The sequence below is a fragment of the Shewanella khirikhana genome (genome assembly GCF_003957745.1).
Lineage (GTDB): Bacteria > Pseudomonadota > Gammaproteobacteria > Enterobacterales > Shewanellaceae > Shewanella > Shewanella khirikhana.
The window spans coordinates 3,632,343-3,655,910 of record NZ_CP020373.1; the positions used below are offsets into that span (position 1 = coordinate 3,632,343).

At 56.7% G+C, this 23,568-nt stretch carries 17 protein-coding genes; 7 read left to right on the top strand and 10 right to left on the bottom strand.

Annotated features, from left to right (window positions below; translation table 11 throughout):
* Positions 1-37: 37 nt before the first annotated feature.
* Complete coding sequence (gene rep / locus STH12_RS15870) at positions 38-2,050, bottom strand: DNA helicase Rep (RefSeq protein WP_126168443.1); 2,013 nt, start codon at positions 2,048-2,050, stop codon at positions 38-40.
* Positions 2,051-2,194: 144 nt separating this feature from the next.
* Here rep and STH12_RS15875 point away from each other — a divergent pair, with 144 nt between their 5' ends.
* The 5 genes from STH12_RS15875 to ubiK all read left to right on the top strand — a co-directional run bounded on the left by STH12_RS15875 (position 2,195) and on the right by ubiK (position 9,814).
* Positions 2,195-2,755, top strand: coding sequence for a TetR/AcrR family transcriptional regulator (locus tag STH12_RS15875; RefSeq protein WP_126168444.1), 561 nt, complete (start codon positions 2,195-2,197; stop codon positions 2,753-2,755).
* Positions 2,756-2,798: 43 nt separating this feature from the next.
* Positions 2,799-3,917: an efflux RND transporter periplasmic adaptor subunit gene (locus tag STH12_RS15880; protein WP_126168445.1), complete on the top strand. Its 1,119-nt coding sequence runs from the start codon at positions 2,799-2,801 to the stop codon at positions 3,915-3,917.
* Positions 3,918-3,929: 12 nt separating this feature from the next.
* Positions 3,930-7,001 (top strand): multidrug efflux RND transporter permease subunit, encoded by a 3,072-nt coding sequence (locus STH12_RS15885; RefSeq protein ID WP_126168446.1) that lies wholly within the window; start codon positions 3,930-3,932, stop codon positions 6,999-7,001.
* Between the two features lie 281 nt (positions 7,002-7,282).
* Positions 7,283-9,439 carry a catalase/peroxidase HPI gene (gene katG / locus STH12_RS15890; RefSeq protein ID WP_126168447.1) on the top strand — a complete coding sequence of 719 codons (2,157 nt, stop codon included), beginning with the start codon at positions 7,283-7,285 and terminating at the stop codon, positions 9,437-9,439.
* A 126-nt stretch (positions 9,440-9,565) separates the two neighbouring features.
* Complete coding sequence (gene ubiK / locus STH12_RS15895) at positions 9,566-9,814, top strand: ubiquinone biosynthesis accessory factor UbiK (RefSeq protein ID WP_126168448.1); 249 nt, start codon at positions 9,566-9,568, stop codon at positions 9,812-9,814.
* A 199-nt stretch (positions 9,815-10,013) separates the two neighbouring features.
* Here the strand turns inward: ubiK and STH12_RS15900 are convergent, their stop codons facing one another.
* Complete coding sequence (locus tag STH12_RS15900) at positions 10,014-10,322, bottom strand: hypothetical protein (RefSeq protein WP_126168449.1); 309 nt, start codon at positions 10,320-10,322, stop codon at positions 10,014-10,016.
* A gap of 134 nt (positions 10,323-10,456) precedes the next feature.
* Entirely contained in the window at positions 10,457-11,356 is a 900-nt protein-coding gene (locus STH12_RS15905; RefSeq protein WP_126168450.1) for a hypothetical protein, read from the bottom strand.
* A gap of 275 nt (positions 11,357-11,631) precedes the next feature.
* Between STH12_RS15905 and creD the strand changes: the two genes are divergently transcribed.
* Both creD and STH12_RS15915 read left to right on the top strand, forming a co-directional pair.
* Positions 11,632-13,065, top strand: a complete 1,434-nt coding sequence (gene creD / locus STH12_RS15910) for a cell envelope integrity protein CreD (protein WP_126168451.1) — start codon at positions 11,632-11,634, stop codon at positions 13,063-13,065.
* A 120-nt stretch (positions 13,066-13,185) separates the two neighbouring features.
* Positions 13,186-13,944 carry a phosphatase PAP2 family protein gene (locus STH12_RS15915; protein ID WP_126168452.1) on the top strand — a complete coding sequence of 253 codons (759 nt, stop codon included), beginning with the start codon at positions 13,186-13,188 and terminating at the stop codon, positions 13,942-13,944.
* Here STH12_RS15915 and STH12_RS15920 read toward each other — a convergent pair.
* From STH12_RS15920 to ilvC, 7 genes are all read right to left on the bottom strand, one after another.
* Positions 13,941-14,657, bottom strand: coding sequence for a substrate-binding periplasmic protein (locus STH12_RS15920; RefSeq protein ID WP_126168453.1), 717 nt, complete (start codon positions 14,655-14,657; stop codon positions 13,941-13,943). The two genes, STH12_RS15915 and STH12_RS15920, sit on opposite strands and share 4 nt — an antisense overlap.
* 78 nt (positions 14,658-14,735) lie before the next feature.
* Positions 14,736-15,866, bottom strand: a complete 1,131-nt coding sequence (locus STH12_RS15925) for a pyridoxal-phosphate-dependent aminotransferase family protein (RefSeq protein WP_126168454.1) — start codon at positions 15,864-15,866, stop codon at positions 14,736-14,738.
* Between the two features lie 145 nt (positions 15,867-16,011).
* Complete coding sequence (ilvA, locus tag STH12_RS15930; protein ID WP_174234572.1) at positions 16,012-17,607, bottom strand: threonine ammonia-lyase, biosynthetic; 1,596 nt, start codon at positions 17,605-17,607, stop codon at positions 16,012-16,014.
* A 1-nt stretch (position 17,608) separates the two neighbouring features.
* A complete protein-coding gene (ilvD, locus tag STH12_RS15935) occupies positions 17,609-19,465 on the bottom strand; it encodes a dihydroxy-acid dehydratase (RefSeq protein ID WP_126168455.1) in 1,857 nt (618 codons plus the stop codon).
* A 64-nt stretch (positions 19,466-19,529) separates the two neighbouring features.
* A complete protein-coding gene (gene ilvM, locus STH12_RS15940) occupies positions 19,530-19,781 on the bottom strand; it encodes an acetolactate synthase 2 small subunit (RefSeq protein ID WP_126168456.1) in 252 nt (83 codons plus the stop codon).
* Positions 19,778-21,433 (bottom strand): acetolactate synthase 2 catalytic subunit, encoded by a 1,656-nt coding sequence (ilvG, locus tag STH12_RS15945; protein WP_418856626.1) that lies wholly within the window; start codon positions 21,431-21,433, stop codon positions 19,778-19,780. The genes ilvM and ilvG overlap by 4 nt, the downstream gene beginning before the upstream one ends.
* 510 nt (positions 21,434-21,943) lie before the next feature.
* On the bottom strand, positions 21,944-23,425 hold the full coding sequence (gene ilvC / locus STH12_RS15955; protein ID WP_126168458.1) for a ketol-acid reductoisomerase: 1,482 nt from the start codon (positions 23,423-23,425) through the stop codon (positions 21,944-21,946).
* Between the last annotated feature and the right edge of the window lie 143 nt (positions 23,426-23,568).

Genomic DNA, 23,568 nt, shown 5'->3' on the forward strand with positions numbered 1-23,568 from the left:
CAGCCGTCCTTGTCCTGTTATGACTGTTACCCCACCCTTACTTTTTGAACATGGCCCGGATGTTGGCAATATTGGCCTTGCCGGTCTCCTGACGCTGCTGTTCGCTCTGGGGCTGCTTGCGGCTCTCCCAAATCAAGTCGTCCTGAGGCAGCTCATCCAGAAAGCGGCTCGGCTCACAGCGCATGGTCTCACCAAACTGGCGCCGCTCGCGGCACATGGTAAACCACAGCTCACGCTGGGCGCGGGTCACCCCCACGTAAGCGAGGCGGCGCTCTTCTTCCACATTGTCTTCATCTATGCTGCTCTGGTGCGGCAAAATCCGCTCTTCCATGCCAATCATAAACACATAAGGAAACTCCAGCCCCTTGGAGGCATGCAGCGTCATCAGCTGCACCTGATCGCCGGCTTCATCTTCGCTGGAGCGCTCCATCATGTCCCTCAAAGTTAGGCGGCTGACCACCTCCGGCAGGGTCATGGGCTCATCCAAGTCGTCACCGTTTAGCATCTCGGTCACCCAGCGGTACAGCTCGGAGATGTTTTTCATCCGCATCTCGGCGGCCTTGGCGCTGGGGCTGCTTTCATAGAGGAAATCTTCGTAATTGATATTACGAATAAGCTGCTTGATGGCATCCACCCCTTCACCGCGCTCGGCAATATCGCCAGTCTCCACAATAAAGCGGCCGAACTCTTCCAACGCGTTCAGGGCACTGGCACCCAGATGCAGCTCAATTTCCGGCTCAAAGATGGCGGCAAACATGGAGATATGTTTGCTGTTGGCAAAATTGCCGAGCTTCTCGAGCGTGGCTGGACCTATGCCGCGCTTGGGCAGGTTGACGATACGCAGGAAGGCGTTGTCATCGTCCGGATTCACCACCAGCCGCAGGTAGGCCATGATGTCTTTAATTTCAGCGCGGGAGAAAAACGAGGTGCCGCCGCTTAGCTTGTACGGAATGCGGTTAGTCATCAGTGCCCGCTCAATCAGCCGGGACTGGTGATTGCCGCGGTACAAAATGGCGTAATCACCGTAACTGGTTTTGCCCACAAAGCGGTGACGGATAATCTCGGCCACTACCCGCTCGGCTTCCTGCTCTTCATTGAGCGCCGTGAGCACCCGCATCGGCTCGCCGTATGCCAGCTCAGAAAACAGCGACTTGTCGTATACGTGAGGATTGTTGGCAATCAGAATGTTGGCCGCCCGCAGGATGCGTTGGCTGGAGCGGTAATTTTGCTCGAGTTTAATCAGCTTAAGCTGGGGGAAATCTTTACCGAGCAGCACCAGGTTTTGCGGTTTGGCGCCACGCCAGGAGTAAATCGACTGGTCATCGTCACCCACCACGGTAAAGCGGGCCCGCTCGCCCACCAGCAGTTTCACCAGCTCGTACTGACTGCCGTTGGTGTCCTGATATTCGTCCACCAACAGGTACTGAATACGCGCCTGCCAACGGCTGCGCACCTCAGGGTTATGCCTGAGCAGCAGGGTGGGCAGCAAAATCAGGTCGTCAAAATCCAGCGCGTTGTATGCCTTCATATGCTGGGCATAGCGCTGGTACAGGAGCGCAAACATTTGCTCACGCTCATCTTTGGCAATTTTGCGGGCATGGTCGGGGATCACCAGTGCGCCCTTCCAGTTGGAAATGGCACTCGCCAGCAGCTTAAGCAAGTCTTTGTCTTCTTTGAGCTCGTTCAGGGTGAGCTCTTTGAGCAGTGCCAGAGTGTCCTGATCGTCAAACAGCGAAAACCCAGCCTTGAGGCCCACGGTTTTATGTTCGCGCTTGAGGATTTCCAGCCCCAAAGTGTGGAAGGTTGAGATCCAAAGACCCCGCGCTTCTTTGCGGCCCATCGACTGAGCCACACGCTCTTTCATCTCCCGCGCCGCCTTGTTGGTAAAGGTCACCGCGGCAATATTGCGCGCCTGATAGCCACACTTTTGCACCAGATAGGCGATTTTATTGATGATAACCCGCGTCTTGCCACTGCCCGCCCCGGCCAATACCAGGCAGGGTCCGGAAACATAATGGACGGCTTCATCTTGCGCGGGGTTGAGCTTCATCGGGGCAAACTTCTCTTGGGGCAAACGAACACAGAAGCGGGATCATAGCAGATCCTTTTTACAAAGAGCGACCACAGCCGCGCTTGCCAATTTAACTTCGCCACCATAAAATGAATGAACGTTCATTCACTACCGATTAAAACCATGGACAATAAACGGGAACAGATACTGAGAGCTGCGGAAAACATCATTGCCAACGAGGGGTTGCACAATCTGTCGATGCAAAAACTCGCCAAGGATGCCGGTGTAGCCGCAGGCACCATCTACCGTTATTTCACCGACAAGGATGAACTCATCGATGAATTGCGCCGCGATGTGCTGACTCAAATAGCCCAGTCCATCCTGGAAGATGCCGATCAGGGCAGCATTGAAGAACGCTTTCGCAAGGTGTGGTTCAACATTATCAGGCTGGGTGAAACCTGCACCCTGGAGCGGCTCAACTTTGAGCAATACACCCACCTGCCGGGTGCCAACAGCGCTGAGCATCGGCAATTCGAGCGTGAAACCTTCGCGCCGCTGCACACCCTGTTCGATGAGGCCAAGGCCGAGGGATTGATTGTCGATCTGAATGACGAGTTGCTGTTTGCGCTGGCCTTCGAGCCGGCCGTTGGCCTGTGCCGCCGTATGCGTCGCACCGGCCTGAGTTTTTCAATGGACGAGTTGGCTGTGGTCTGTGACCTCAGCTGGCGCGCTATCAAACGTTGATTTTTAAACTGTAATTACCACCATCAAGCGGAGCCAAAAGGCAATGAAGAAGTGGATCCTGGTCATGCTGACCATAGCGCTGGTGACTCTGGGGAGCGTCATCGGCTTTAACCTGTTTGTGAAGGGCAAGATTGCCGATGCCATCGCCAATATGCCGGAAGCGGAATTTCCGGTCACCGCCCTCACCGTCAGCCCACAAAGCTGGCAGCCCACCATTGACGCCATCGGCTTTGTCGAGCCTCATCAGGGCGTGACCATCGCCAACGAGGCCGCCGGGGTCGTCACCCAAATAGCCTTTGAGAACGGCACCAAAGTCAGCAAAGATCAGCTGCTGATTGCGCTGGACACCCAGGTTGAAAAAGCCAATCTGCAGTCCAAGCTGGTGCAGCTGCCTGCCGCCGAAGCCGACTACAAGCGCCTGTCGCGCCTGTATGCGCAAAAGTCGGTATCCAAGCAGGATCTGGACAACGCCGAAGCCAAGTATCTGGCACTAAAATCGGATATCGACAGCCTTGAAGCCACCATTGGCCGCCGTGAAATCCGCGCGCCCTTTGATGGCCTGGTGGGTATTCGCAACATCAACCTGGGTGAATACCTGCAGGTGGGAAGCGAAATTGTGCGTCTGGAAGACATCAGCACCATGAAAATCCGCTTCACCATCCCGCAAACCCAGCTGCCACGCATCGCCGTAGGTCAGAAAATTCATGTGTTTGTGGATGCCTACCCCGACGAGCCCTTTGAGGGCGAGATTGCCGCCATCGAACCTGCTGTGTTTTACCAGAGCGGTTTGATTCAGGTGCAGGCGCGTATTCCGAACGACCACGCCAAGCTGCGCAGCGGCATGTTCGCCCGGGTGAATGTGTTACTGCCAACCCTTGAAAACCAGTTTGTGCTGCCGCAAACCGCCATCAACTTCACCCTCTATGGCAACTCTGTGTATCTGGTTGAAGAGACAACCGAAAACGGTGAAACCCTGTCACGGGTGCATCAGATGAACGTCAATGTGCTGGAGCGCAGCGGCAATGATGCTTTAGTAAGTGGCGCCATTAAGGCCGGTGATATGGTGGTGACATCGGGTCAAATCCGCCTGTCGAACAACAGCAAGGTGAAGGTGGTGGAAGACAAGGCCCTGACCGAATCTGACGCCATGCCAAGGCTCTAAGGAGACATCCGGATGCGCTTTACCGATATCTTTATCAAGCGGCCGGTGCTGGCGATTTCGATAAGTTTCCTTATCCTGCTGTTGGGCCTTAACGCCCTGAAAAGCATGCAGGTGCGGGAATACCCCGAGATGACCAATACCGTGGTCAACGTGGCCACCAGCTACTACGGCGCCGATGCCAACCTTATTCAGGGCTTTATTACCCAGCCACTGGAGCAGGCGCTGGCCCAGGCCGACAACGTGGATTTTATGACCTCCGAGAGCTTTCTCGGTAAGTCAAATATCAACGTCTACATGAAGCTCAACACCGACCCCAATGGCGCTTTGGCGGATATTCTCGCCAAGGTGAACTCGGTGCGCTCGCAATTGCCGAAAGAGTCTGAAGACCCGACCGTGACCATGTCCACCGGTTCGCAAACTTCAGTGCTCTATATCGCCTTTTCCAGCGACCAGATTAACTCGAGTCAGTTGACTGACTATCTGGAGCGGGTGGTCAAGCCGCAGCTCTTTACCATCAATGGCGTGGCCAAGGTGAACCTGTACGGCGGCATTCAGTACGCCATGAGAATATGGCTCGACCCGGCTCGGATGGGCGCCTTTAACTTAAGCGCCACCGAAGTCATGCAGGTACTGCAGGCCAACAACTTCCAGTCGGCCGTGGGTCAGGCCAATGGCGTTTACACCCTGTTTAACGGCACCGCCGATACCCAGGTGGCCACCATTGATGAACTTAAGCGCCTGGTGATTAAAAGCGGTGACGGCAAGGTGGTGCGCCTTGGCGACATCGCCGAAGTGTCGCTGGATAAGAGCCACGATGTATACCGCGCTCTCGCCGATGGGCAGGAGGCCGTGGTGATTGGTCTGGATGTCACCCCAACCGCCAATCCGCTCACCGTAGCCGCCGATGCCCGCACCCTGTTGCCGGAAATCGAACGTAACCTGCCGCCATCCATCAAGGCGCGCATCCTGTACGATTCATCCCGCGCCATCGATGAATCCATCAATGAAGTTATCAAGACCATAGGCGAGGCCGCCATCATCGTTATCGTAGTGATCACCCTGTTTTTGGGCTCGCTGCGGGCCGTGGTGATCCCTATCGTGACCATTCCGTTGTCGCTGATTGGTGTGGCCATCATCATGCAGACCTTCGGCTTCAGTTTGAACCTGATGACCCTGCTCGCCATGGTGCTGGCCATTGGTCTGGTTGTGGACGATGCCATCGTGGTGGTGGAAAACGTTGACCGGCATATCAAGCTCGGTGAAACGCCGTTTCGCGCCGCCATCATAGGTACCCGCGAAATCGCCGTGCCGGTGATTTCCATGACTATCACCCTGGCGGCGGTGTACGCGCCAATTGCGCTGATGGGCGGGATCACAGGCTCGCTGTTTAAAGAGTTTGCCCTGACACTCGCCGGCGCCGTGTTTATCTCCGGTATTGTGGCACTGACCCTGTCGCCGATGATGTGCTCGAAAATCCTTAAAGCCCACAGCGCCCCGAGCAGGTTTGAGCATGCGGTGGAATCCACCTTAACCCGCATGACCGACAGCTATGCCCGTATGCTCGCCGCCGTGATGCAAAAGCGCGCCGTGGTGGTGGCCTTCGCGATTATCGTGTTTGCCTCACTGCCGCTGCTGTTTAAATTCATCCCCGCCGAGCTTGCCCCCAAGGAAGACAAGGGCGTGGTGATGATGATGGGCACAGCGCCTTCTACCGCGAACCTTGATTACATCCAGAGCAACATGAAGCTGGTGACCGACATGATTAAGGCCCAGCCGCAGTCGGCCGCCTCACTGGCCTTCGTCGGTATTCCCAATGCCAATCAGGCCTTTGGTATTGCGCCGCTGGTGCCCTGGAGCGAGCGTGACAAGAGCCAGAAGGAAATGCAGAAGTTCTTTGCCGGTGAAGTGAAGGGCATTCCCGGCATGGCGGTAACCACCTTCGAGATGCCGGAACTGCCGGGCGCCTCGGGCGGCTTGCCGATCCAGTTTGTCATCACCACCGCCAGCAGCTTCGAGAGCCTGTTCCAGATTGGTACCCAGGTGCTGGATAAGGTGCAAAAGAGTCCGTACTTCATCTACTCAGAGATGAACCTCAAGTTCGACTCTGCCAGCATGCGCATTCATATCAAGCGCGATCTGGCGGGCACCTATGGGGTGACTATGCAGGACATAGGCATGACGCTATCGACCATGATGAGCGACGGCTATGTTAACCGCATTAATCTGGACGGCCGCTCTTACGAGGTGATCCCGCAGGTGGAGCGTAAACTGCGCGCCAACCCTGAATCGCTGGCGAACTACTACGTGAAGGCGGCTGACGGTAAGTCGATTCCGCTCTCCAGCCTGGTGGAAATCGAGATGGTGGCCCAGCCACGCTCGCTGCCGCACTTTAACCAGATGAACTCACTGACCGTGGGCGGCGTTGCCACCCCGGGCGTGGCCATTGGCGATGCGATTAACTTCCTGAAAAATATCGGCGATAACGAGCTGCCCAAGGGCTACAACTATGACTTCCTTGGCGAAGCACGTCAGTTTGTAACTGAAGGCTCGGCGCTGTACAGCACCTTCCTGCTGGCCATTGCCATCATCTTTTTGGTGCTGGCGAGTCAGTTCGAGAGCCTGAAAGATCCGATTGTGATCCTGGTGTCTGTACCGCTCGCCATCTGTGGTGCCCTCATCGCGCTGGGCTGGACCCATGTGTTCGGCTTATCGTCGATGAACATTTACACCCAGGTCGGTTTGATTACCCTGGTGGGCCTTATCACCAAGCATGGCATCCTGATGTGTGAAGTGGCCAAGGAAGAGCAGCTGCACCGCCGGATTGGCCGAATCGAAGCCATCAGCCTGGCGGCCAAAATCCGTTTGCGCCCCATCCTGATGACCACCGCGGCCATGATTGCGGGCCTTATTCCGCTGCTGTTTGCCTCCGGTGCCGGCGCCGTGGCCCGCTTCAACATTGGTCTGGTGATTGTGGCAGGTCTTGCCATAGGTACTGTGTTCACCCTGTTTGTACTGCCGGTGATCTACAGCTTCCTTGGCGAAAAGCACAAGCCGCTGCCCGAGTTTGTCGAAGCCAATACCTGATAGCTGAACCAAGCAAAAAGCCGGGACTGTCCCGGCTTTTTTTATGGCATTTTCACCCTCGTTCAGCCTGCACCGGCGCTTAAATAACAGCTCATTGCAATCGTTAAATCTGATTGGAAGCTGACAGCGGGCTCTACTAGTATGGTGGAGTCAATACAATGTGCAGCCAAAGGTGTCGGCGGCCAATCGCAGCTGAATGACTCAGGTGCCAAGCTCCTGTCGATGCCATGTTTTCTGATGGAAGCCCTGAAACAGGGAATGGTACTAAGGAGAGCAGCAACATGAGTAATGAAGGCAAATGTCCGGTGATGCACGGTGGTGCAACCTCTGCCACCCAGGCAGAAAACCACTGGTGGCCCAAGGCCCTGAATCTAGACATACTCCACCAACACGACAGCAAAACCAATCCCATGGCGCCGGGTTTCAATTACCGGGACGCCCTCAAAGGCCTCGATGTGGAGGCTCTCAAACAAGACCTCAAAGCCCTGATGACCGACAGCCAGGCCTGGTGGCCCGCCGACTGGGGCCATTATGGCGGCTTGATGATCCGCATGGCCTGGCACTCGGCCGGCACCTATCGCATTGCCGACGGTCGCGGCGGTGGCGGCAGCGGCGCGCAGCGCTTTGCTCCGCTTAACTCCTGGCCCGACAATGGCAACCTCGACAAGGCGCGACGCCTGCTGTGGCCCATCAAACAGAAATACGGCAACAAGCTGAGCTGGGCCGATTTGATGATATTGGCCGGCAACATGGCGTATGAATCCATGGGGCTGAAAACCTTTGGCTTTGCCTTCGGCCGCGAAGATATCTGGCATCCCGAAAAAGACACCTACTGGGGGGCTGAAAAAGAATGGCTGGCCCCAAGCGGCGGCGAAAATAGCCGCTATTCCGGCGTTCGCGATCTGCAAAACCCGCTGGCGGCTGTGATGATGGGGCTGATTTATGTCAATCCGGAAGGGGTGGACGGCAATCCAGATCCGCTGAAAACCGCCCAGGATATGCGCGTGACCTTCGCCAGAATGGCGATGAATGATGAAGAAACCGTGGCCCTGACCGCCGGTGGTCATACCGTAGGTAAGGCCCATGGCAACGGCAGCGCCGCCAATCTGGGGCCAGAGCCAGAAGCAGCGCCGCTGGAGGAACAAGGCTTTGGCTGGATGAATCATCAAAGCCGCGGCATAGGTCGTAACACAGTCACCAGCGGTATCGAAGGCGCCTGGACCACCCATCCCACCCGCTGGGACAATGGCTATTTCCATCTACTGTTCAACTACGATTGGGCGCTCACCAAGAGTCCAGCAGGCGCCTGGCAGTGGGAACCAGTCAACATCAAGGACGAAGACAAGCCAGTGGATGTGGAAGACCCCAATATTCGCTGCAACCCCATCATGACCGACGCCGACATGGCGCTGAAGATGGATCCGGATTACCGCCGTATCGCCGAAAAGTTCTTTAACGATCCCGCGTATTTTGCCGACACCTTCGCCAGAGCCTGGTTCAAGTTGACCCACAGGGATATGGGCCCCAAATCCCGCTACTTTGGCCCCGATGTACCGGCTGAAGACTTACTGTGGCAGGACCCTGTGCCCAAGGGTAACAGCCAGTACGACCCGGAAGCGGTGAAGGCACGCATCGCCGCCACAGGGCTTGGCGCCGCTGAACTGGTTGCCACCGCGTGGGACAGCGCCAGAACTTTTAGAAACTCGGATAAGCGCGGCGGAGCCAACGGCGCCCGCATCCGCTTGCTGCCACAAAAAGACTGGGAAGCGAACGAGCCTACCAGACTGGCCAGGGTACTTGAGCAGCTATCCCCCATCGCCAGCGACATGGGCGTCAGCATTGCCGACACCCTGATCCTGGGCGGAAATCTCGGTGTTGAAATGGCTGCCAAGGCCGCCGGTTTCCATATCAAGGTGCCTTTTATCCCAGGTCGCGGTGATGCCAGCCAGGCCCAAACCGATATCGACTCCTTTGAGGTGCTCGAGCCTCTGGCCGATGGTTTCCGTAACTGGCAAAAACAGGACTTTGTGGTCACGCCGGAAGAAATGCTGCTCGACCGGGCACAACTGATGGGGCTATCTGCGCCGGAAATGACGGTGCTGATTGGCGGCATGCGGGCCATGGCGGTCAACCATGGTGGCACAGCCCACGGGGTGCTGACCGACAATCCCGGCAGCCTCAGCAATGACTTTTTCGTTAACCTCACCGATATGAGTTACAGCTGGAAGCCTGTTGCCAACAATCTCTATGAAATATGTGAGCGAGCCAGTGGCCAGAAAAAATGGACCGCCACCCGGGTCGATTTGGTGTTTGGCTCCAACTCGGTATTGCGCGCCTACGCCGAGTACTACGCCCAGGACGACAACAAGGAGACCTTTGTGAAGGACTTTGTGGCCGCCTGGTGCAAGGTAATGAATGCCGACCGCTTCGATGCTTAGGCAAACAAGGTCCGTCCAGACTGACAACGCCTCCACTGGGAGGCGTTTCTTCATCCACCGAGGCACTTGGGCTTAGGCATTGGCTGGGGTACAATCGAGCCAACTCAAACCAAGGCGGAATGACAGATGCTGAATCCCAAAAAAATCGAGGAGCTCGCCAAGCAGCTCAGTGACAACCTGCCGTCCGGCCTGAAGCAGTTTGCCGGTGAAATGGAAGATCGCAGCAAGCAGGTACTGCAAAGCCAACTGATGAAGCTGGATCTGGTGTCCCGGGAAGAATTTGAAGTACAGCAACACGTGCTGCTGCGTACCCGCGAAAAGCTGGAAGCGTTGCAAGCCAAAGTCGATGAGCTGGAAAAGAAACTGGGCAATTAAGCCTTTTGATTCAGACACTAAAAAGCCGGGTTCGTCCCGGTTTTTTGTTTATAAGCTTTTGTTTGCCAGCTTGATATCTGAAGGCTGGCGCTGAATGCCGCACGGCATTTTCCCCATCCAAGCCATATTTCTGCACAGCAAAACCCAGCCTGGACGAGGTCAGTATCGTCCACTGAAAACAGCGCCGAAAGCGGCGATATCAGGCGGCCAACTGGTATATCTTGGCAGCCCCTTCCCAGCCGTTATCTCTCGCTGATTCAATCATATAGTCCAAATCCAGCTCACAGCCTGAAGGCATCTGGGCTTGAATCGCGTCGATATGGCAATGAAAACTTTGGCTTTCGTTGGACCAGGCCACAGACACAACAGGTTCGCTGTTGCCGGAGGGCTCCACCAGCCTCAGCCCCACGAAGGGCACAAACGGCAAGCTGAGTTTTTTCGATAAAAACGCCGCCCGTTTCTGATCAAAACTGCGGATAGCCAGGGTAAATTGAACGGAGTAGCTCATCAGATACCTCCCGTATCCCCGGCAACCTTTGGCGTGGCGTAGCCGGGGTTTGCTGACCTGTTAAGCATAGGCCAGCACAACGGCAAGAGGCGTGATATGGGCAAGATTTTATCAGCACGGCTTAACCACACCTATCAGGCAAAGGCCATCGAATCGGTCTCGGCCAGGGCATCGCATTCTGCCGCCAGCGCCACAAAGGCCGTGTCTATCAGGTCGATAAAGGCCTGATAGCCCACTTCTATCAGATGGTCGAACTCATCCACCGATATAGGACTGTATAGCCTTGCCAGGCGAATAGCGCCCAGGGCTTCATCGAAGTGCTCCCACTCAACGCCGGTGCCACCATAATGGCCATGGGTCGCGACCCAGTACCAGGCGGGAATCGACTCCCCCGCCAGCTCAACACGTTTGTTGTCGGCAAGCCAGGCCTTAAACTCTTTGCCCCAGCTGGTATGGCAAAAGACTTCGTCTATCAGCGCATATTCGCGGTCGGCCCGTTGCTCGCTGGCAAGATGAAAGCCAAGGGCGCGAATAAGCGCGCGGGCATTGCCAACTTCCCCCTGATATTCACGGATAAAGGCATGCAATACCGGCTGATACTGCACCGGCAGGCGGCTTAATTGTTCTCGGCGATGGCGGGTCAGGCAGGCGTAACGCGCCGCCGCTTCAACGGTTCCCTGTGCCAGGGTTCTGTGGGTCAGCCCGCGCTGCTTGCTGTCGCCAAACTCATCCACAGTGGCGGCAAACACATGCTGGGCGATGAGCATGTCCCTGTCGGAAACATCGCTGCTTTCGCTGTGGTCTTTAAATATCCCCCGGCTTAGCCCCAAACTGCTGGCAAGGCGCGCCACCAAAGGCCCGGCATAACCGTTCAGTGCCGCGTAGCGGGCAAAAAAGATATAGGTGGCTTCCGGGCTCAACAATGCGCTGTAACAGGCTTTCATACAGAGGGCATCACTGGTTTCCCCCTGAAAATGGGCACTTAGCTGCGCGGCAACCTGCGCAGGCTCCATCTGGTTGGCGATAAGGTGCATATGTATCCTCCTTGATATGCCTTGCGGCATCCCGGTATTAAGACTCTGTCGGGTAGGCAGCGCCCTTCCTTAGAGCCTAGTTCATGCCCTGTCTGCCCACAAATGCCACCTCACCCGGCAGCCGCAGACCAAACAGAAACGGCGCAAATCTGTACAGCCGGTCAGCAATTGCCATCTTTTTGCCACAATTGATCAGCGGTCTGCCCCCCTGTTTTAGCGCCAAACTGTTTCAATTAGTCAGGCTCTCAATCCCAAATTTTCAGCAAGGAAGAATCATGGCGGACATGTTTTTTGGACTCATGGCATTGGCGCTGCTCGGCGGCCTTGGCTTTGGTGGTTTTATGGCCATCCGCGCCGGGCTCAGACGCCTGTACGGCAATACCGAAAACCCAGCACTGCTGGCGAGAATGTCATTGATTTTAAAAGGTGCTCTTACGCTAATGCTGTGTCTGCTGGCCATAGTGCCACTCACCCTGGTACAGGATTTGGCCTCAGAACGAGAAGGCCTGTACCGCGACGTGGTACGTGACATCGGCGAGTCCTGGGGTGAGGAGCAACTGCTGACAGGGCCAGTGCTGGTACTGCCCTACCGCTATGCCGTGCTGACCGAAGAAACCGTGGCCGATGGCAGCCGTCGCCAGCGTCGCAGTACTGTGGAAGATGAATTGCTGATCCTTCCCAAGCACCTGAAAATGAAGGCCGATCTCAAGCATGACTTTCGCGACCGTGGCATCTACCACTCGCTGGTGTACCAAAGCGGGGTGGAGGGCCAGGCCAGCTTCGATGTCAATCTGCCCATCATCAGCAATCTGGAATCATTCGAATTTTCCCGCGCCCGTTTGGTGTTTGGCCTCTCCGCCAATCAGGCAATAGACGGGGTAGACAGCTTTGTGGTCAGCGGTGATGGTCCACGGGTCGGCGGCGATCTGATGTCCGGCACCGGCCTTGCCATCGAGGCGCTGAATCGAGGTTTTCATCGGCCCCTGCAACTGGGTCAGGAACACGCTCCCTTTACCGTGGACTTCAAACTGCGCCTGCGTGGCTCGCAGGGGATCGGCTTTCTGCCCCTTGGCGAGGCCTCCGAGTTTAGCCTCAGCGCCGATTGGCCCCATCCCAGCTTTACCGGCATACTCCCCAGCGAGCGCAATATCAGCGCCGATGGTTTTAACGCCTCATGGAATATCAGTCATTTAAGTCGTAACTATCCGCAAATCATGCGCACTTCACAGGGGCAGAGCCTGCTGGAAGCCCGGGCCCATACCCAGCTGTTTGAACCCGTCACCCACTACGGCAAAATCGAGCGAGCCATCAAATATGGTCTGTTGTTCGTTGCCCTGACCTTTATCTTGCTGCTGATGTTTGAACTGGGTCAGGGTCAGAGTTTATCGCCACTGCAGTACCTGATGGTGGGCGCAGCCATGACGCTGTTTTACCTGCTGTTGTTGGCGCTGTCTGAACACCTTGGCTTTGGCATGGCCTATGTGCTCGCGGCTTTGGTGCCTGTGCTCAGCATTCCTGCGTATGTGGCCAGCGCCACCCAAAGCCGTGGCCGGGGCGTGATTATGCTGGTGATGTTGCTGGGTTTGTATGGCCTGCTGTACTCCATTTTGCGCCTGGAAGATTACGCACTCTTGATGGGCAGCGGCCTGCTGCTGGCGGTCCTGCTGACGCTGATGTTCCTCACCCGCCGCCAAAGCGTGCCCGGCTAATCACTTCATCCCTTGAGCCTCGATGAAGGTACCGGCAGCCCCCCTCTCCTTTGGCTGCCGGTTTTTTTTATTTGTCCCAACCGGGTACACTCAGCTTTCCACCGCATCAAAGGAGTTAAGATGCACCACACCCACGCCCCCCGGTTTGGCCAGGGCTCGCGCCCCTTGTTACTGCTGCTGTTCTGGCTGCTGTTATTGCTGCCATCCGCCATGCTTTATCTTTTGGATATCAAGCTGTTTCCACTGCTCAGGCTCGACACCATTGGCGCAGATGCCCTCTACTGGGTAACCTTCACCGGCACGGCGCCCTGGGGTGCCCTTACCGCGGTAGCTGTGGCTGCATTGGGGTTTTATCGCTTATCGCGCGCCCAGGCGACCCGAATGCTGCTGGCGCTGGCTTTATCCCTGGGTGGTGGACTGGTGCTGAATGAGTATCTGAAAACCTGCTTCGATGAGCCCCGCCCCAATGCCCAGTGGATGGCCGAGCAAGGGCTGCTGGAGCTTGAGCCCTTTTACCAGAAGTCCAAACCCGAGCGCCGGGAACAAATCTCCCGCCTCTTTGCCGAGCAAAACAGCAGTCTGCCGCCACTGTCCGCCGCCATCGCCGACCATTGGCAGCACGAAGTTGGCCTGTCTTTTCCCTCGGGTCATACCCTGTTTGCGGCCGTGTTGGCACTGAGTGGATTTTGGTTTTTTATCGCCTCGGGGCACTGGGGCGTGTGTGGTCTGCTTGGGATTTGGGCTGTAGCTATGGGGTTTTCACGGATGCTGCTGGGGATGCACCACAGTCAGGACGTGCTGGCGGCAACCCTTATCGCCCTGCCACTGGCGATGGTCGGCATTGCTCTGGCACGGCTGCCAGTGCTGTTTCGACGTTAATTCAAATAGGTTTTCATCAGCTGTTGGTACTGGCCATTTTTTTTGATTTTTTTCAGGCCCTCGTTAAAGGCATCCCGCACCACAGAGTTGTGAAACATCAGCTGATAGGCGGTGCGGGGGAATACCTCGTGGTACTCCAGCGGCAGGCTGGTATCCACCTCGGTTTCCACCAAGCGGTTGTTGGCCAGAAAGATGTACTTGTCGGCCACCGCCACGTCGATGCGGCCTAGATATAACATCTTGTTTTGATTGGTTTGCGGGTTTAACTCGCGGTAAATGGTGTTGCTACTCACCTTCTGGAATTCGCCCCCCAGCATAAAGGACGCATTTTCAAAGGCTGCCACGCTGTAATTCTTTAAGTCGATGATTTGCCGAAGCTTCACCCCCCGCTCTTTTAAGCTGATGGCGACATTGCGGTAATAGATATAGTGATCAGAGGCATAGCCCGGCAGACCGAAATAGCTGTTCACCGTCATCACCCCATCGAGGCGTTCCTTTTCGTAGAACAACAGTTGGCGTTTGCGGGAATAGAATTTAAAGCGAACATCCATGCCAACCTCGGCAAAGGCGGCACGGATAATTTCAAGCTCGAGGCCGGATTCGGAGTCTTCGAGCACGTAGGGCGGCTTATTGTTTGGAGCGCCTATGGTGACAGTGGCGGCATGGCTGGCGAGCGCCAGACACATCGCCAGCAAAAACAAGGATAAGCGCATAAGATCCCTTCTAATTATCATTGTCTTAAACTATAGACGCTGACAACCGAACAGACCAATCCGCAGCGCGGTTTCTCCTTAAGCCAACGCCTCTTCCAGCGCCCGCAGACACAGGGCCACGTTTTCGGCGCGGGCGCCATAGCCCATCAGCCCGATCCGCCAGGCTTTACCCGCCAGATCCCCAAGTCCGGCACCAATCTCGAGGTTGTAGCGACCAAGTAAGCTACTGCGCACAGCGGCATCATCCACACCTTCTGGAATGTACACGGCATTGAGCTGCGGCAGGCGGTAAGCCTCATCCACCACAAAGCCCAACCCAAGTTTCTCAAGGCCGGCCTTCAGCAGCTGATGCATATTTTGATGTCTGGCCCAGGCATTTTCCAGGCCTTCTTCGGCAAGCAGCCGCAGTGACTCGTGCAGCGCATAGAGGGCATTAACCGGCGCTGTGTGGTGATAAGCGCGCTTGCCACCACCACTCCAGTAGCCCATTACCAGGGTCTGATCCAAAAACCAGCTCTGCACCTGAGTCTTGCGGCTTTTAAGCTTCTCAACCGCCCTTGGGGAGAAAGACACAGGTGACAGGCCCGGTACGCAGGACAGGCACTTCTGACTGCCAGAATAGATGGCATCTATGCCCCACTCATCGACCCTGAGCTCGACCCCGCCAAGAGAAGTCACGGCATCGACAATCGACAGGCAGCCGTGTTCACGGGCAAGGGCGCACAGGGTTTTGGCATCCGATAGCGCACCTGTGCTGGTTTCGGCATGGACGAAGGCAAGAAATTTGGCGTCGGGATTAAGCTTCAACACCCCTTCAACCACGTCTGGGTCAACCGGTGCGCCCCAGGGGAAGTCCACCACCACAGCAACACCACCGCAGCGCTCCACGTTCTGGCGCATCCGCTCGCCAAACACCCCATTGCGGCATACAACCACTTTTTCGCCCGGCTCCACCAGATTCACAAAACAGGTTTCCATACCGGCACTACCCGGCGCCGATACCGCCAGCGTCATCTCGTTTTGGGTCTGAAAGGCATATTGCAGCAGGGATTTAAGCTCATCCATCATGGCCACAAACAAGGGATCCAGATGGCCCACGGTGGGGCGCGACTGGGCCAGCAACACCTCGGGATACACATCAGAAGGGCCCGGGCCCATCAAAATACGGCGTGGCGGCATAAAGGGCGCTATCTTGGGAGCGGCTTGCATGGAGACTCCTTGTAGGTTGTCGCGGCGGTGCCGCATTGAGGTCTGAGTTATTTTATTGGCTTTATAATGATTTCGAGCATTTACCCTAACACATTGCTGATACTAAAACGCCCCTGCCTTGGTCTAAGGGAGGGGCGCTTCATATTTATTTACTACCCAAAAACAAGCGGTAAGCCGGGCTGTGGGTTTCTTCCTGCCACACAAAGCCAAGCTCGGTGAGGAAGCGACCAAAGGCTTCATGGTCGCCCTCCGGTACCTCGAAGCCTGCCAGCACCCGCCCAAAGGCGGCGCCGTGGTTGCGGTAGTGGAACAGGCTGATGTTCCAGCGGCTGCCAAGGGTGGTTAAAAACTTAAGCAGCGCCCCAGGATACTCGGGGAACTCGAAGCTGAATAGCCGCTCACTCAAAGGCTCTGTGGGGTGGCCACCCACCATATAGCGCACGTGCAGTTTGGCGGTTTCATCATTAGTTAAGTCCTGCACCTCAAAGCCACCTGAGGTGAGCGATGCGATTATCTCGGCAAGCTCCTGCTGACCGCCGGAGAGGCGGATACCGGCAAACACCACAGCGCTGTCGCGGCCAGAGAAGCGGTAGTTGAACTCGGTCATGGCGCGCTTGCCCAAAAGCTCGCAAAACTTAAGAAAGCTGCCGGGCACTTCGGGCACCTTTACCGCCAGTACCGCTTCTTTTTGCTCGCCAAGCTCACAGCGCTCAGACACGTATCTGAGGCTATGGAAATTCACATTGGCGCCACTCAGGATGGCGGCCACCTTGCGGGCCGGTTTACCCGCCTCAGCAAGGGCTGGCGTAGCCTGTGCCAGATATTTTTTAAGCCCCGCCAGCGACAGCGCGCCGGCAGGCTCGGCGATGGCGCGGGTATCTTCGAAGATATCCTTCACCGCAGCGCAGATTTCATCCGAGCTCACGGTGACCACCTCATCCACATAGTGTTTGGCGATGCGAAAGGGCTCGGCGCCGATACGCTTAACCGCCACGCCATCGGCAAAGAGGCCCACTTGAGACAGTGTCACGGGCTCACCCGCCGCCATGGCAGCCTTAAGACAAGCGGCATCTTCTGGCTCGACCCCGATTATTTTCACAGACGGGCGCACCGCCTTGTAGTAAGCGGCAATACCGGCCACCAGACCGCCGCCGCCCACGGGCACAAATACCAGCTCCAGATCCCGCTGCTGCTGCAACATTTCCTGGGCCACCGTGCCCTGTCCGGCAATCACAGCCTCATCATCGAAGGGGGCGATATAGACCCGTCCCTCGGTTTGCGCCAGATGCTGGGCATGAGCGTTGGCCTGATCGAATGACTCTCCGTGCAAGAGCACATTACCGCCGCGGCGACGCACCGCATCGATTTTGATGTCCGGCGTAGTGGTGGGCATGACTATCACAGCATCTACACCGCGGCTTGAGGCCGACAGCGCCACGCCCTGGGCATGGTTACCGGCCGAGGCACAGACCACACCACGCTCGCATTCAGCCTGAGTCAGCTGCGAAATGCGGTTGTAGGCACCGCGCAGCTTGAAGGAGTGCACCGGCTGCATGTCTTCACGCTTTAAATAAATCTCCTGCCCGAGGCGCGCCGACAGCTTGCCCATGTGCGACAAAGGCGTCACCTTGGCCACGTCATACACGGACGACAGCAGGATTTTTTGCAGATAATAATGAGCAAGATCCACAGGCTTCACCTCTGATTTATTCGTGTCACCACCGCCAGCAAAATCCAGCATCTCAGCCCTCCAATTTGGAGACATCACGCACCGCGCCCTTATCGGCACTGGTGGCGAGCATGGCATATGCCTTAAGCGCCATCGAAACAGGGCGAACCCGTGACAGTGGTTTCCAGGCCAGTGGCCCTTTGGCATTCATGGCTGCGCGGCGGCTTTCGAGCTCGGCGTCGCTCACCAGCAGTTTGATGCTGCGGCCTGGGATATCGATATCGATGCGATCGCCATTTTCAATCAGGCCTATGGTGCCGCCGGAGGCCGCCTCGGGCGACACGTGGCCGATGGACAGCCCCGAGGTACCGCCGGAGAAACGGCCGTCAGTAATAAGGGCGCACTGGGTGCCCAGGCCGCGGGACTTTAAGTAACTGGTTGGGTAGAGCATTTCCTGCATGCCGGGGCCGCCCTTGGGGCCTTCATAGCGAATGACCACCACGTCACCGGCCACCACTTCGCCGCCAAGGATGCCGGCAACTGCGTCTTCCTGGCTCTCGTATACCCGCGCCACACCGCTGAACTTAAGATTGGAGTCATCCACCCCGGCGGTCTTCACGATACAGCCGTTTTCGGCGAGATTGCCCGACAATACGGCCAGGCCACCTTCCTGACTGAAGGCAAACTCACGGCTGCGGATACAGCCTTCGCGGCGGTCATCATCCAGGGTGTCCCAGCGGCAGGACTGGCTGAAGGCTCGGGTGGTGGGGATGCCCGCAGGACCTGCGCGGAAAAACTCGTGCACTTTTTGATCCTGGGTCAGCACCACATCGAAGCGCTCCAGCACAGATTTCAAGGTGCCATCTTCCGATGCCACGTGGTTTACGTCTGTGTGCAGCAATCCGGCGCGGTCGAGTTCACCCAGAATCGCCATCACACCACCGGCGCGGTGCACATCTTCCATATGGTACTTGGGCGTGGACGGCGCCACCTTGCACAGGTGCGGCACCTTGCGGCTGATGCGGTCGATATCGGCCATGGTGAAATCCACCTCGGCCTCCTGGGCCGCCGCCAGCAGGTGCAACACGGTATTGGACGAGCCGCCCATGGCCACATCCAGCGCCATGGCGTTTTCAAAGGCCTTGAAAGAGGCAATAGCGCGGGGCAGCACAGAGGCGTCATCGTCACCATAGTAACGCTTGGCAAGCTTCATCACCCGGCGACCGGCCTCAAGGAACAGCTCACGGCGATCGCTGTGGGTCGCCAGCATGGAGCCGTTGCCCGGCAGTGACAGACCCAGCGCTTCGGTGAGGCAGTTCATGGAGTTGGCGGTAAACATGCCGGAGCAGCTACCGCAGGTCGGGCAGGCGCTGCGCTCGATTTGCTCGCTGTCGGCGTCGCTGATGCGGTCGTCCGCCGCCGCCACCATGGCGTCCACCAAATCCAGCTTGATGAGCTTGTCAGACAGCTTGGTTTTACCCGCTTCCATCGGCCCGCCGGAAACAAACACCACAGGGATATTGAGGCGCAGCGCCGCCATCAGCATGCCGGGGGTGATTTTGTCGCAGTTACTGATACACACCAGCGCATCGGCGCAGTGGGCGTTGACCATGTACTCCACGCTGTCGGCAATCAGCTCGCGTGATGGCAGCGAATACAGCATGCCGCCGTGGCCCATGGCAATGCCGTCATCCACGGCGATGGTGTTGAATTCTTTGGCGATACCGCCCGCCTCTTCGATGGCCGACGCCACCAGGGCGCCCATGTCTTTTAAGTGCACATGGCCGGGCACAAACTGGGTAAAGGAGTTGGCAATGGCGATGATGGGCTTGCCGAAGTCGGTATCTTTAACGCCGGTGGCACGCCACAGGGCGCGGGCTCCAGCCATGTTACGGCCTTCGGTACTGGTGGCGGAACGTAATTTAGCCATTGAAACTTCCTATGCTTTTTTCAATTTTTTGATGGAAACAGAATATCTTACTTATGTTATGAGATCAGGCACTTGCCGACTGTGACATGGCGGGCTGCATCACATGACAGCCGGTCACATCCACCAGCTTGGTCAACTGGTTGCTCAAAAGCTCAATCGCCCGCTCACTGGAAACCGACATCGACAGATACACGCTCTCTTCGCCGAGGCGCATATTCATATTCGTCACGGTAAAGCCGCGGTGGCGAACGACCCGCAGGACGCGCTCAACCACTTCGGGACGCTGCATCAGGGTAACTTCCAGGCTGTGGTTCATGTGCTTCTCTCCATTTCTTCCATCATATCGCTGTTTGAGGCGCCGGGCGGTACCAGCGGCCAGACGTTAAAGGCATCATCTATCGCCACATGCAATAGGAAGGGGCCTTTGCAGGTGAGCATTTCTTCCAGTGCTTCTTCCACTTCGTCGGCGCCGAAAATGGTGCGACCGGGGATCTCGAAGGCCGAGGCCAGGGTGACAAAGTCCGGGTTGTCCGACAGATTGGTCTCGCTGTAGCGTTCTTCGAAAAACAGCTGTTGCCACTGCTTCACCATACCCAGACGCTGGTTGTCGATAAGCAGGATTTTCACCGGCAGCTTACGGCGCTTGATGGTGGTCAGCTCCTGCACGTTCATCATGAAGGAGCCATCGCCGGACACGGCCACCACTGTGGCATCGGGACGGGCCATCTGGGCGCCGATAGCGGCAGGCAAGCCAAAGCCCATGGTGCCAAGGCCAGCGCTGGACAAGTGATCTTCAGGGCGGCGGAAATGCATGTGCTGGGCAACCCACATCTGGTGCTGGCCTACATCGCAGCTCACCACGCTGTCTTCCGGCAACTTGTTGGCCAGACGGCGCAGCATGGCCGGGGCGTAGATAAGGCTGCCGGGGTGGTTATAGTCCCAGCGATGGGCCTCGGCCAACGATTCCACTTCGCTGCACCAGGGAGCAATATCCAGCTCCATTTCAAGCCGTGGCAGCACGGCGCGAAGCTCGGCGGCAATGGCCACATCGGGCTGGCGCAGTTTGCCAAGCTCGGCGGCATCTATGTCCAGATGTAGCACCTTGGCATTGGGCGCAAATGAGGCCAGGCGGCCGGTCACGCGGTCATCGAAACGGGCACCAACCACCATCAGCAAATCACATTCCTGCACCGCAAGGTTTGCCGCCTTACCGCCGTGCATCCCCAGCATGCCGAGGTACCCCGGGGTGCCATGGGGGATGGTTCCCAAGCCCTTCAGGGTTGCCACAGAAGGCATGTTGGTGGCCTTGATAAAGCGGCGCAGCTGCTCAACAGCGCCAGCCATACCCACGCCGCCGCCCACGTACAACATGGGCTTTTTGGCGGCCGCTATCAGGGCGCGGGCGGCGTCTATGTCGGCATCCAGCAGTTCGGGCTCATCGGCCACCGCCAGCAGCGGGGCACGGTATTCGAGCTGGGCGATTTGGATATCCTTGGGGATGTCCACCAGCACAGGGCCGGGACGACCCGAGGCGGCAAGTTCGAAGGCGCGGTAGAGGGTGGGCACCAGTTCATCGACACTCTGCACCATAAAGCTGTGTTTGGTGCAGGACAGGCTCATGCCGAGCACATCGATTTCCTGAAAGGCATCGGTGCCGATAACCGAGGTGGACACCTGGCCTGTGATGGCCACCACGGGCACTGAATCCAGCAGGGCATCGGCAAGGGCGGTGATAAGGTTGGTGGCGCCGGGGCCAGAGGTGGCGAAGCAGACGCCGGTTTTGCCACTGGCGCGGGCATAGCCCACGGCAGCGAAGCCAGCACCCTGTTCGTGGCGGCACAGGGTGTGCTCGACTTCACTGCCGTAAAGCGCATCGTAGATGGGCATGATGGCGCCACCGGGATAACCGAATACCGTGTTCACCCCATGGGCGGCCAATACCTTGATGACTGCGTCAGCCCCTCTCATCATCTGTCCTTCCATCTAAATTCCTGCTCTGTGCCATTACGGTAGTTTTCAAATGCCCTGAAACGAGAAACCCCCCGGTCCTTTCGGAGCGGGGGGCTTTTCTGCAACTTCTTTCCTAGATTAGGTCTGTCAGTTTGCCATGCGCCGTCCCCGCTGTGACTTAATAATCACTACGGTAATAATCACGAGAATGAGCTTGGCAGCCTGGTTAAACACGTTTGACAGAGTCCTTAATCAACTTGCGTATTCGTTTCTGATGTCGCCTTTTTGAGCGAGCTTTAAGAATTAGCACAAAGCTTGCCGGCTTTACAACAGAAAATTTGCATTCCAAAAAAGATTCAGCTTCCCTGCCGAGACAATGCAAACAACAACAGAAAAAGTATCGAGCTTGGCCACAAGCTCAGGCCTTTCGGCCAGCGGCAGTTGTGACCACTCAACACAACTGTTGCTTTATTGCATTTGTTGCAGCCGGGTCGTTGGCTCCTTGAACAACCCGGCATTGTGCCCCAGTTACTGGGCAGCGCTGATGCGCTTCATGTCTTTCATGTAGCCGCGCAGCTCTTCACCGATGTACTCAACGGCGGTGTTGCGGATGGCCTGATTCACTTCAATCAAACGCACGTTGTCCACAGCGTTGCAGCCGTCTTTCAGCCCGGCGCCCAGGTACTCGGCTGACATGGACTTCACATAGTCACGCAGCATAGGCACGGCGGCATGGTTGAACAGGTAGCAGCCATATTCGGCGGTATCTGAAATCACCACGTTCATCTCGTACAGACGCTTACGGGCGATGGTGTTGGCGATCAGCGGCGTTTCGTGCAGAGACTCATAATAGGCTGATTCTTCGATGATCCCGGCGTCAACCATGGTATCGAACGCCAGCTCTACACCGGCCTTGATCATGGCCACCAGGAAGATGCCCTTGTCGAAGTATGTCTGCTCGTCGATATGCTCATTGCTGCTTGGGGCATTCTCAAACGCAGTCTCGTTGGTTTCGGCGCGCCAGCGCAGCAGATTGGCATCGTCGTTGGCCCAGTCTTCCATCATCACGCGGGAGAATTCGCCGCTGATGATGTCATCCATGTGCTTCTCGAACAGAGGTGCCAGAATGCCTTTCAATTCTTCAGCCATATCAAATGCTTTGATCTTGGCTGGGTTAGACAGGCGATCCATCATATTGGTGATACCGCCCTGCTTGAGCGCTTCGGTGATGGTCTCCAGACCCTGCTGGATAAGCTTGGCGGCATAGCCAGGTTCAACACCGTCGGCCACCATCTTCTCGTAGCCGAGGATGGCAGAGGTTTGCAGCATGCCACACAGGATGGTCTGCTCGCCCATCAGATCCGATTTCACTTCGGCGATGAATGACGAGTGCAATACACCGGCACGGTCACCGCCGGTGGCGCTGGCATAGGCCTTGGCGATTTCCAGACCGTCACCCCGTGGGTCGTTCTCTGGGTGAACCGCAATCAGGGTAGGAACCCCGAAACCGCGCTTGTATTCTTCACGCACTTCGGTGCCAGGGCACTTGGGGGCCACCATCACCACGGTGATATCGGGGCGAACCTGCATGCCTTCTTCAACGATGTTGAAGCCGTGGGAGTAAGACAGAGTCGCGCCCTGCTTCATCAGCGGCATTACAGTGTTAACTACGTTGGAGTGCTGTTTGTCTGGCGTCAGGTTCAGTACCAGATCTGCCTGTGGGATCAGCTCTTCGAAGGTGCCTACGGTGAAACCGTTGTCGGTGGCCTTTTTCCAGGAAGCACGCTTCTCGGCAATAGCCTCAGCGCGCAGGGCGTAGGAGATATTCAGGCCAGAGTCGCGCATGTTCAGACCCTGGTTCAGGCCCTGGGCGCCACAGCCGAGGATAACGATATTCCAGCCCTTGATGTAGTCACAGCCGTTTTCAAACTCGCTGCGATCCATAAAACGGCACTGGCTCAGCTGAGCCAGCTGCTGACGTAAATTCAATGAGTTAAAGTAGTTAGCCATAGTGAATACCACTTATCCTTCGTCAATTGGGTTCAAACAACCAGCATGCCTCTTTTGGCCTGTGCCGATTGTGATTGAAATCACTATAGCGGAGAGTTAGCATTGCTCAAAATGATATAAACGAAAGCTATTGTTTCACTTTA

What these genes read in the sequence shown, in the direction of transcription:
- rep (WP_126168443.1), bottom strand. Translation starts at nt 2,050, where the DNA reads ATGAAGCTCAACCCCGCGCAAGATGAAGCCGTCCATTATGTTTCCGGA.
- STH12_RS15875 (WP_126168444.1), top strand. Translation starts at nt 2,195, where the DNA reads ATGGACAATAAACGGGAACAGATACTGAGAGCTGCGGAAAACATCATT.
- STH12_RS15880 (WP_126168445.1), top strand. Translation starts at nt 2,799, where the DNA reads ATGAAGAAGTGGATCCTGGTCATGCTGACCATAGCGCTGGTGACTCTG.
- STH12_RS15885 (WP_126168446.1), top strand. Translation starts at nt 3,930, where the DNA reads ATGCGCTTTACCGATATCTTTATCAAGCGGCCGGTGCTGGCGATTTCG.
- katG (WP_126168447.1), top strand. Translation starts at nt 7,283, where the DNA reads ATGAGTAATGAAGGCAAATGTCCGGTGATGCACGGTGGTGCAACCTCT.
- ubiK (WP_126168448.1), top strand. Translation starts at nt 9,566, where the DNA reads ATGCTGAATCCCAAAAAAATCGAGGAGCTCGCCAAGCAGCTCAGTGAC.
- STH12_RS15900 (WP_126168449.1), bottom strand. Translation starts at nt 10,322, where the DNA reads ATGAGCTACTCCGTTCAATTTACCCTGGCTATCCGCAGTTTTGATCAG.
- STH12_RS15905 (WP_126168450.1), bottom strand. Translation starts at nt 11,356, where the DNA reads ATGCACCTTATCGCCAACCAGATGGAGCCTGCGCAGGTTGCCGCGCAG.
- creD (WP_126168451.1), top strand. Translation starts at nt 11,632, where the DNA reads ATGGCGGACATGTTTTTTGGACTCATGGCATTGGCGCTGCTCGGCGGC.
- STH12_RS15915 (WP_126168452.1), top strand. Translation starts at nt 13,186, where the DNA reads ATGCACCACACCCACGCCCCCCGGTTTGGCCAGGGCTCGCGCCCCTTG.
- STH12_RS15920 (WP_126168453.1), bottom strand. Translation starts at nt 14,657, where the DNA reads ATGCGCTTATCCTTGTTTTTGCTGGCGATGTGTCTGGCGCTCGCCAGC.
- STH12_RS15925 (WP_126168454.1), bottom strand. Translation starts at nt 15,866, where the DNA reads ATGCAAGCCGCTCCCAAGATAGCGCCCTTTATGCCGCCACGCCGTATT.
- ilvA (WP_174234572.1), bottom strand. Translation starts at nt 17,607, where the DNA reads ATGCTGGATTTTGCTGGCGGTGGTGACACGAATAAATCAGAGGTGAAG.
- ilvD (WP_126168455.1), bottom strand. Translation starts at nt 19,465, where the DNA reads ATGGCTAAATTACGTTCCGCCACCAGTACCGAAGGCCGTAACATGGCT.
- ilvM (WP_126168456.1), bottom strand. Translation starts at nt 19,781, where the DNA reads ATGAACCACAGCCTGGAAGTTACCCTGATGCAGCGTCCCGAAGTGGTT.
- ilvG (WP_418856626.1), bottom strand. Translation starts at nt 21,433, where the DNA reads ATGAGAGGGGCTGACGCAGTCATCAAGGTATTGGCCGCCCATGGGGTG.
- ilvC (WP_126168458.1), bottom strand. Translation starts at nt 23,425, where the DNA reads ATGGCTAACTACTTTAACTCATTGAATTTACGTCAGCAGCTGGCTCAG.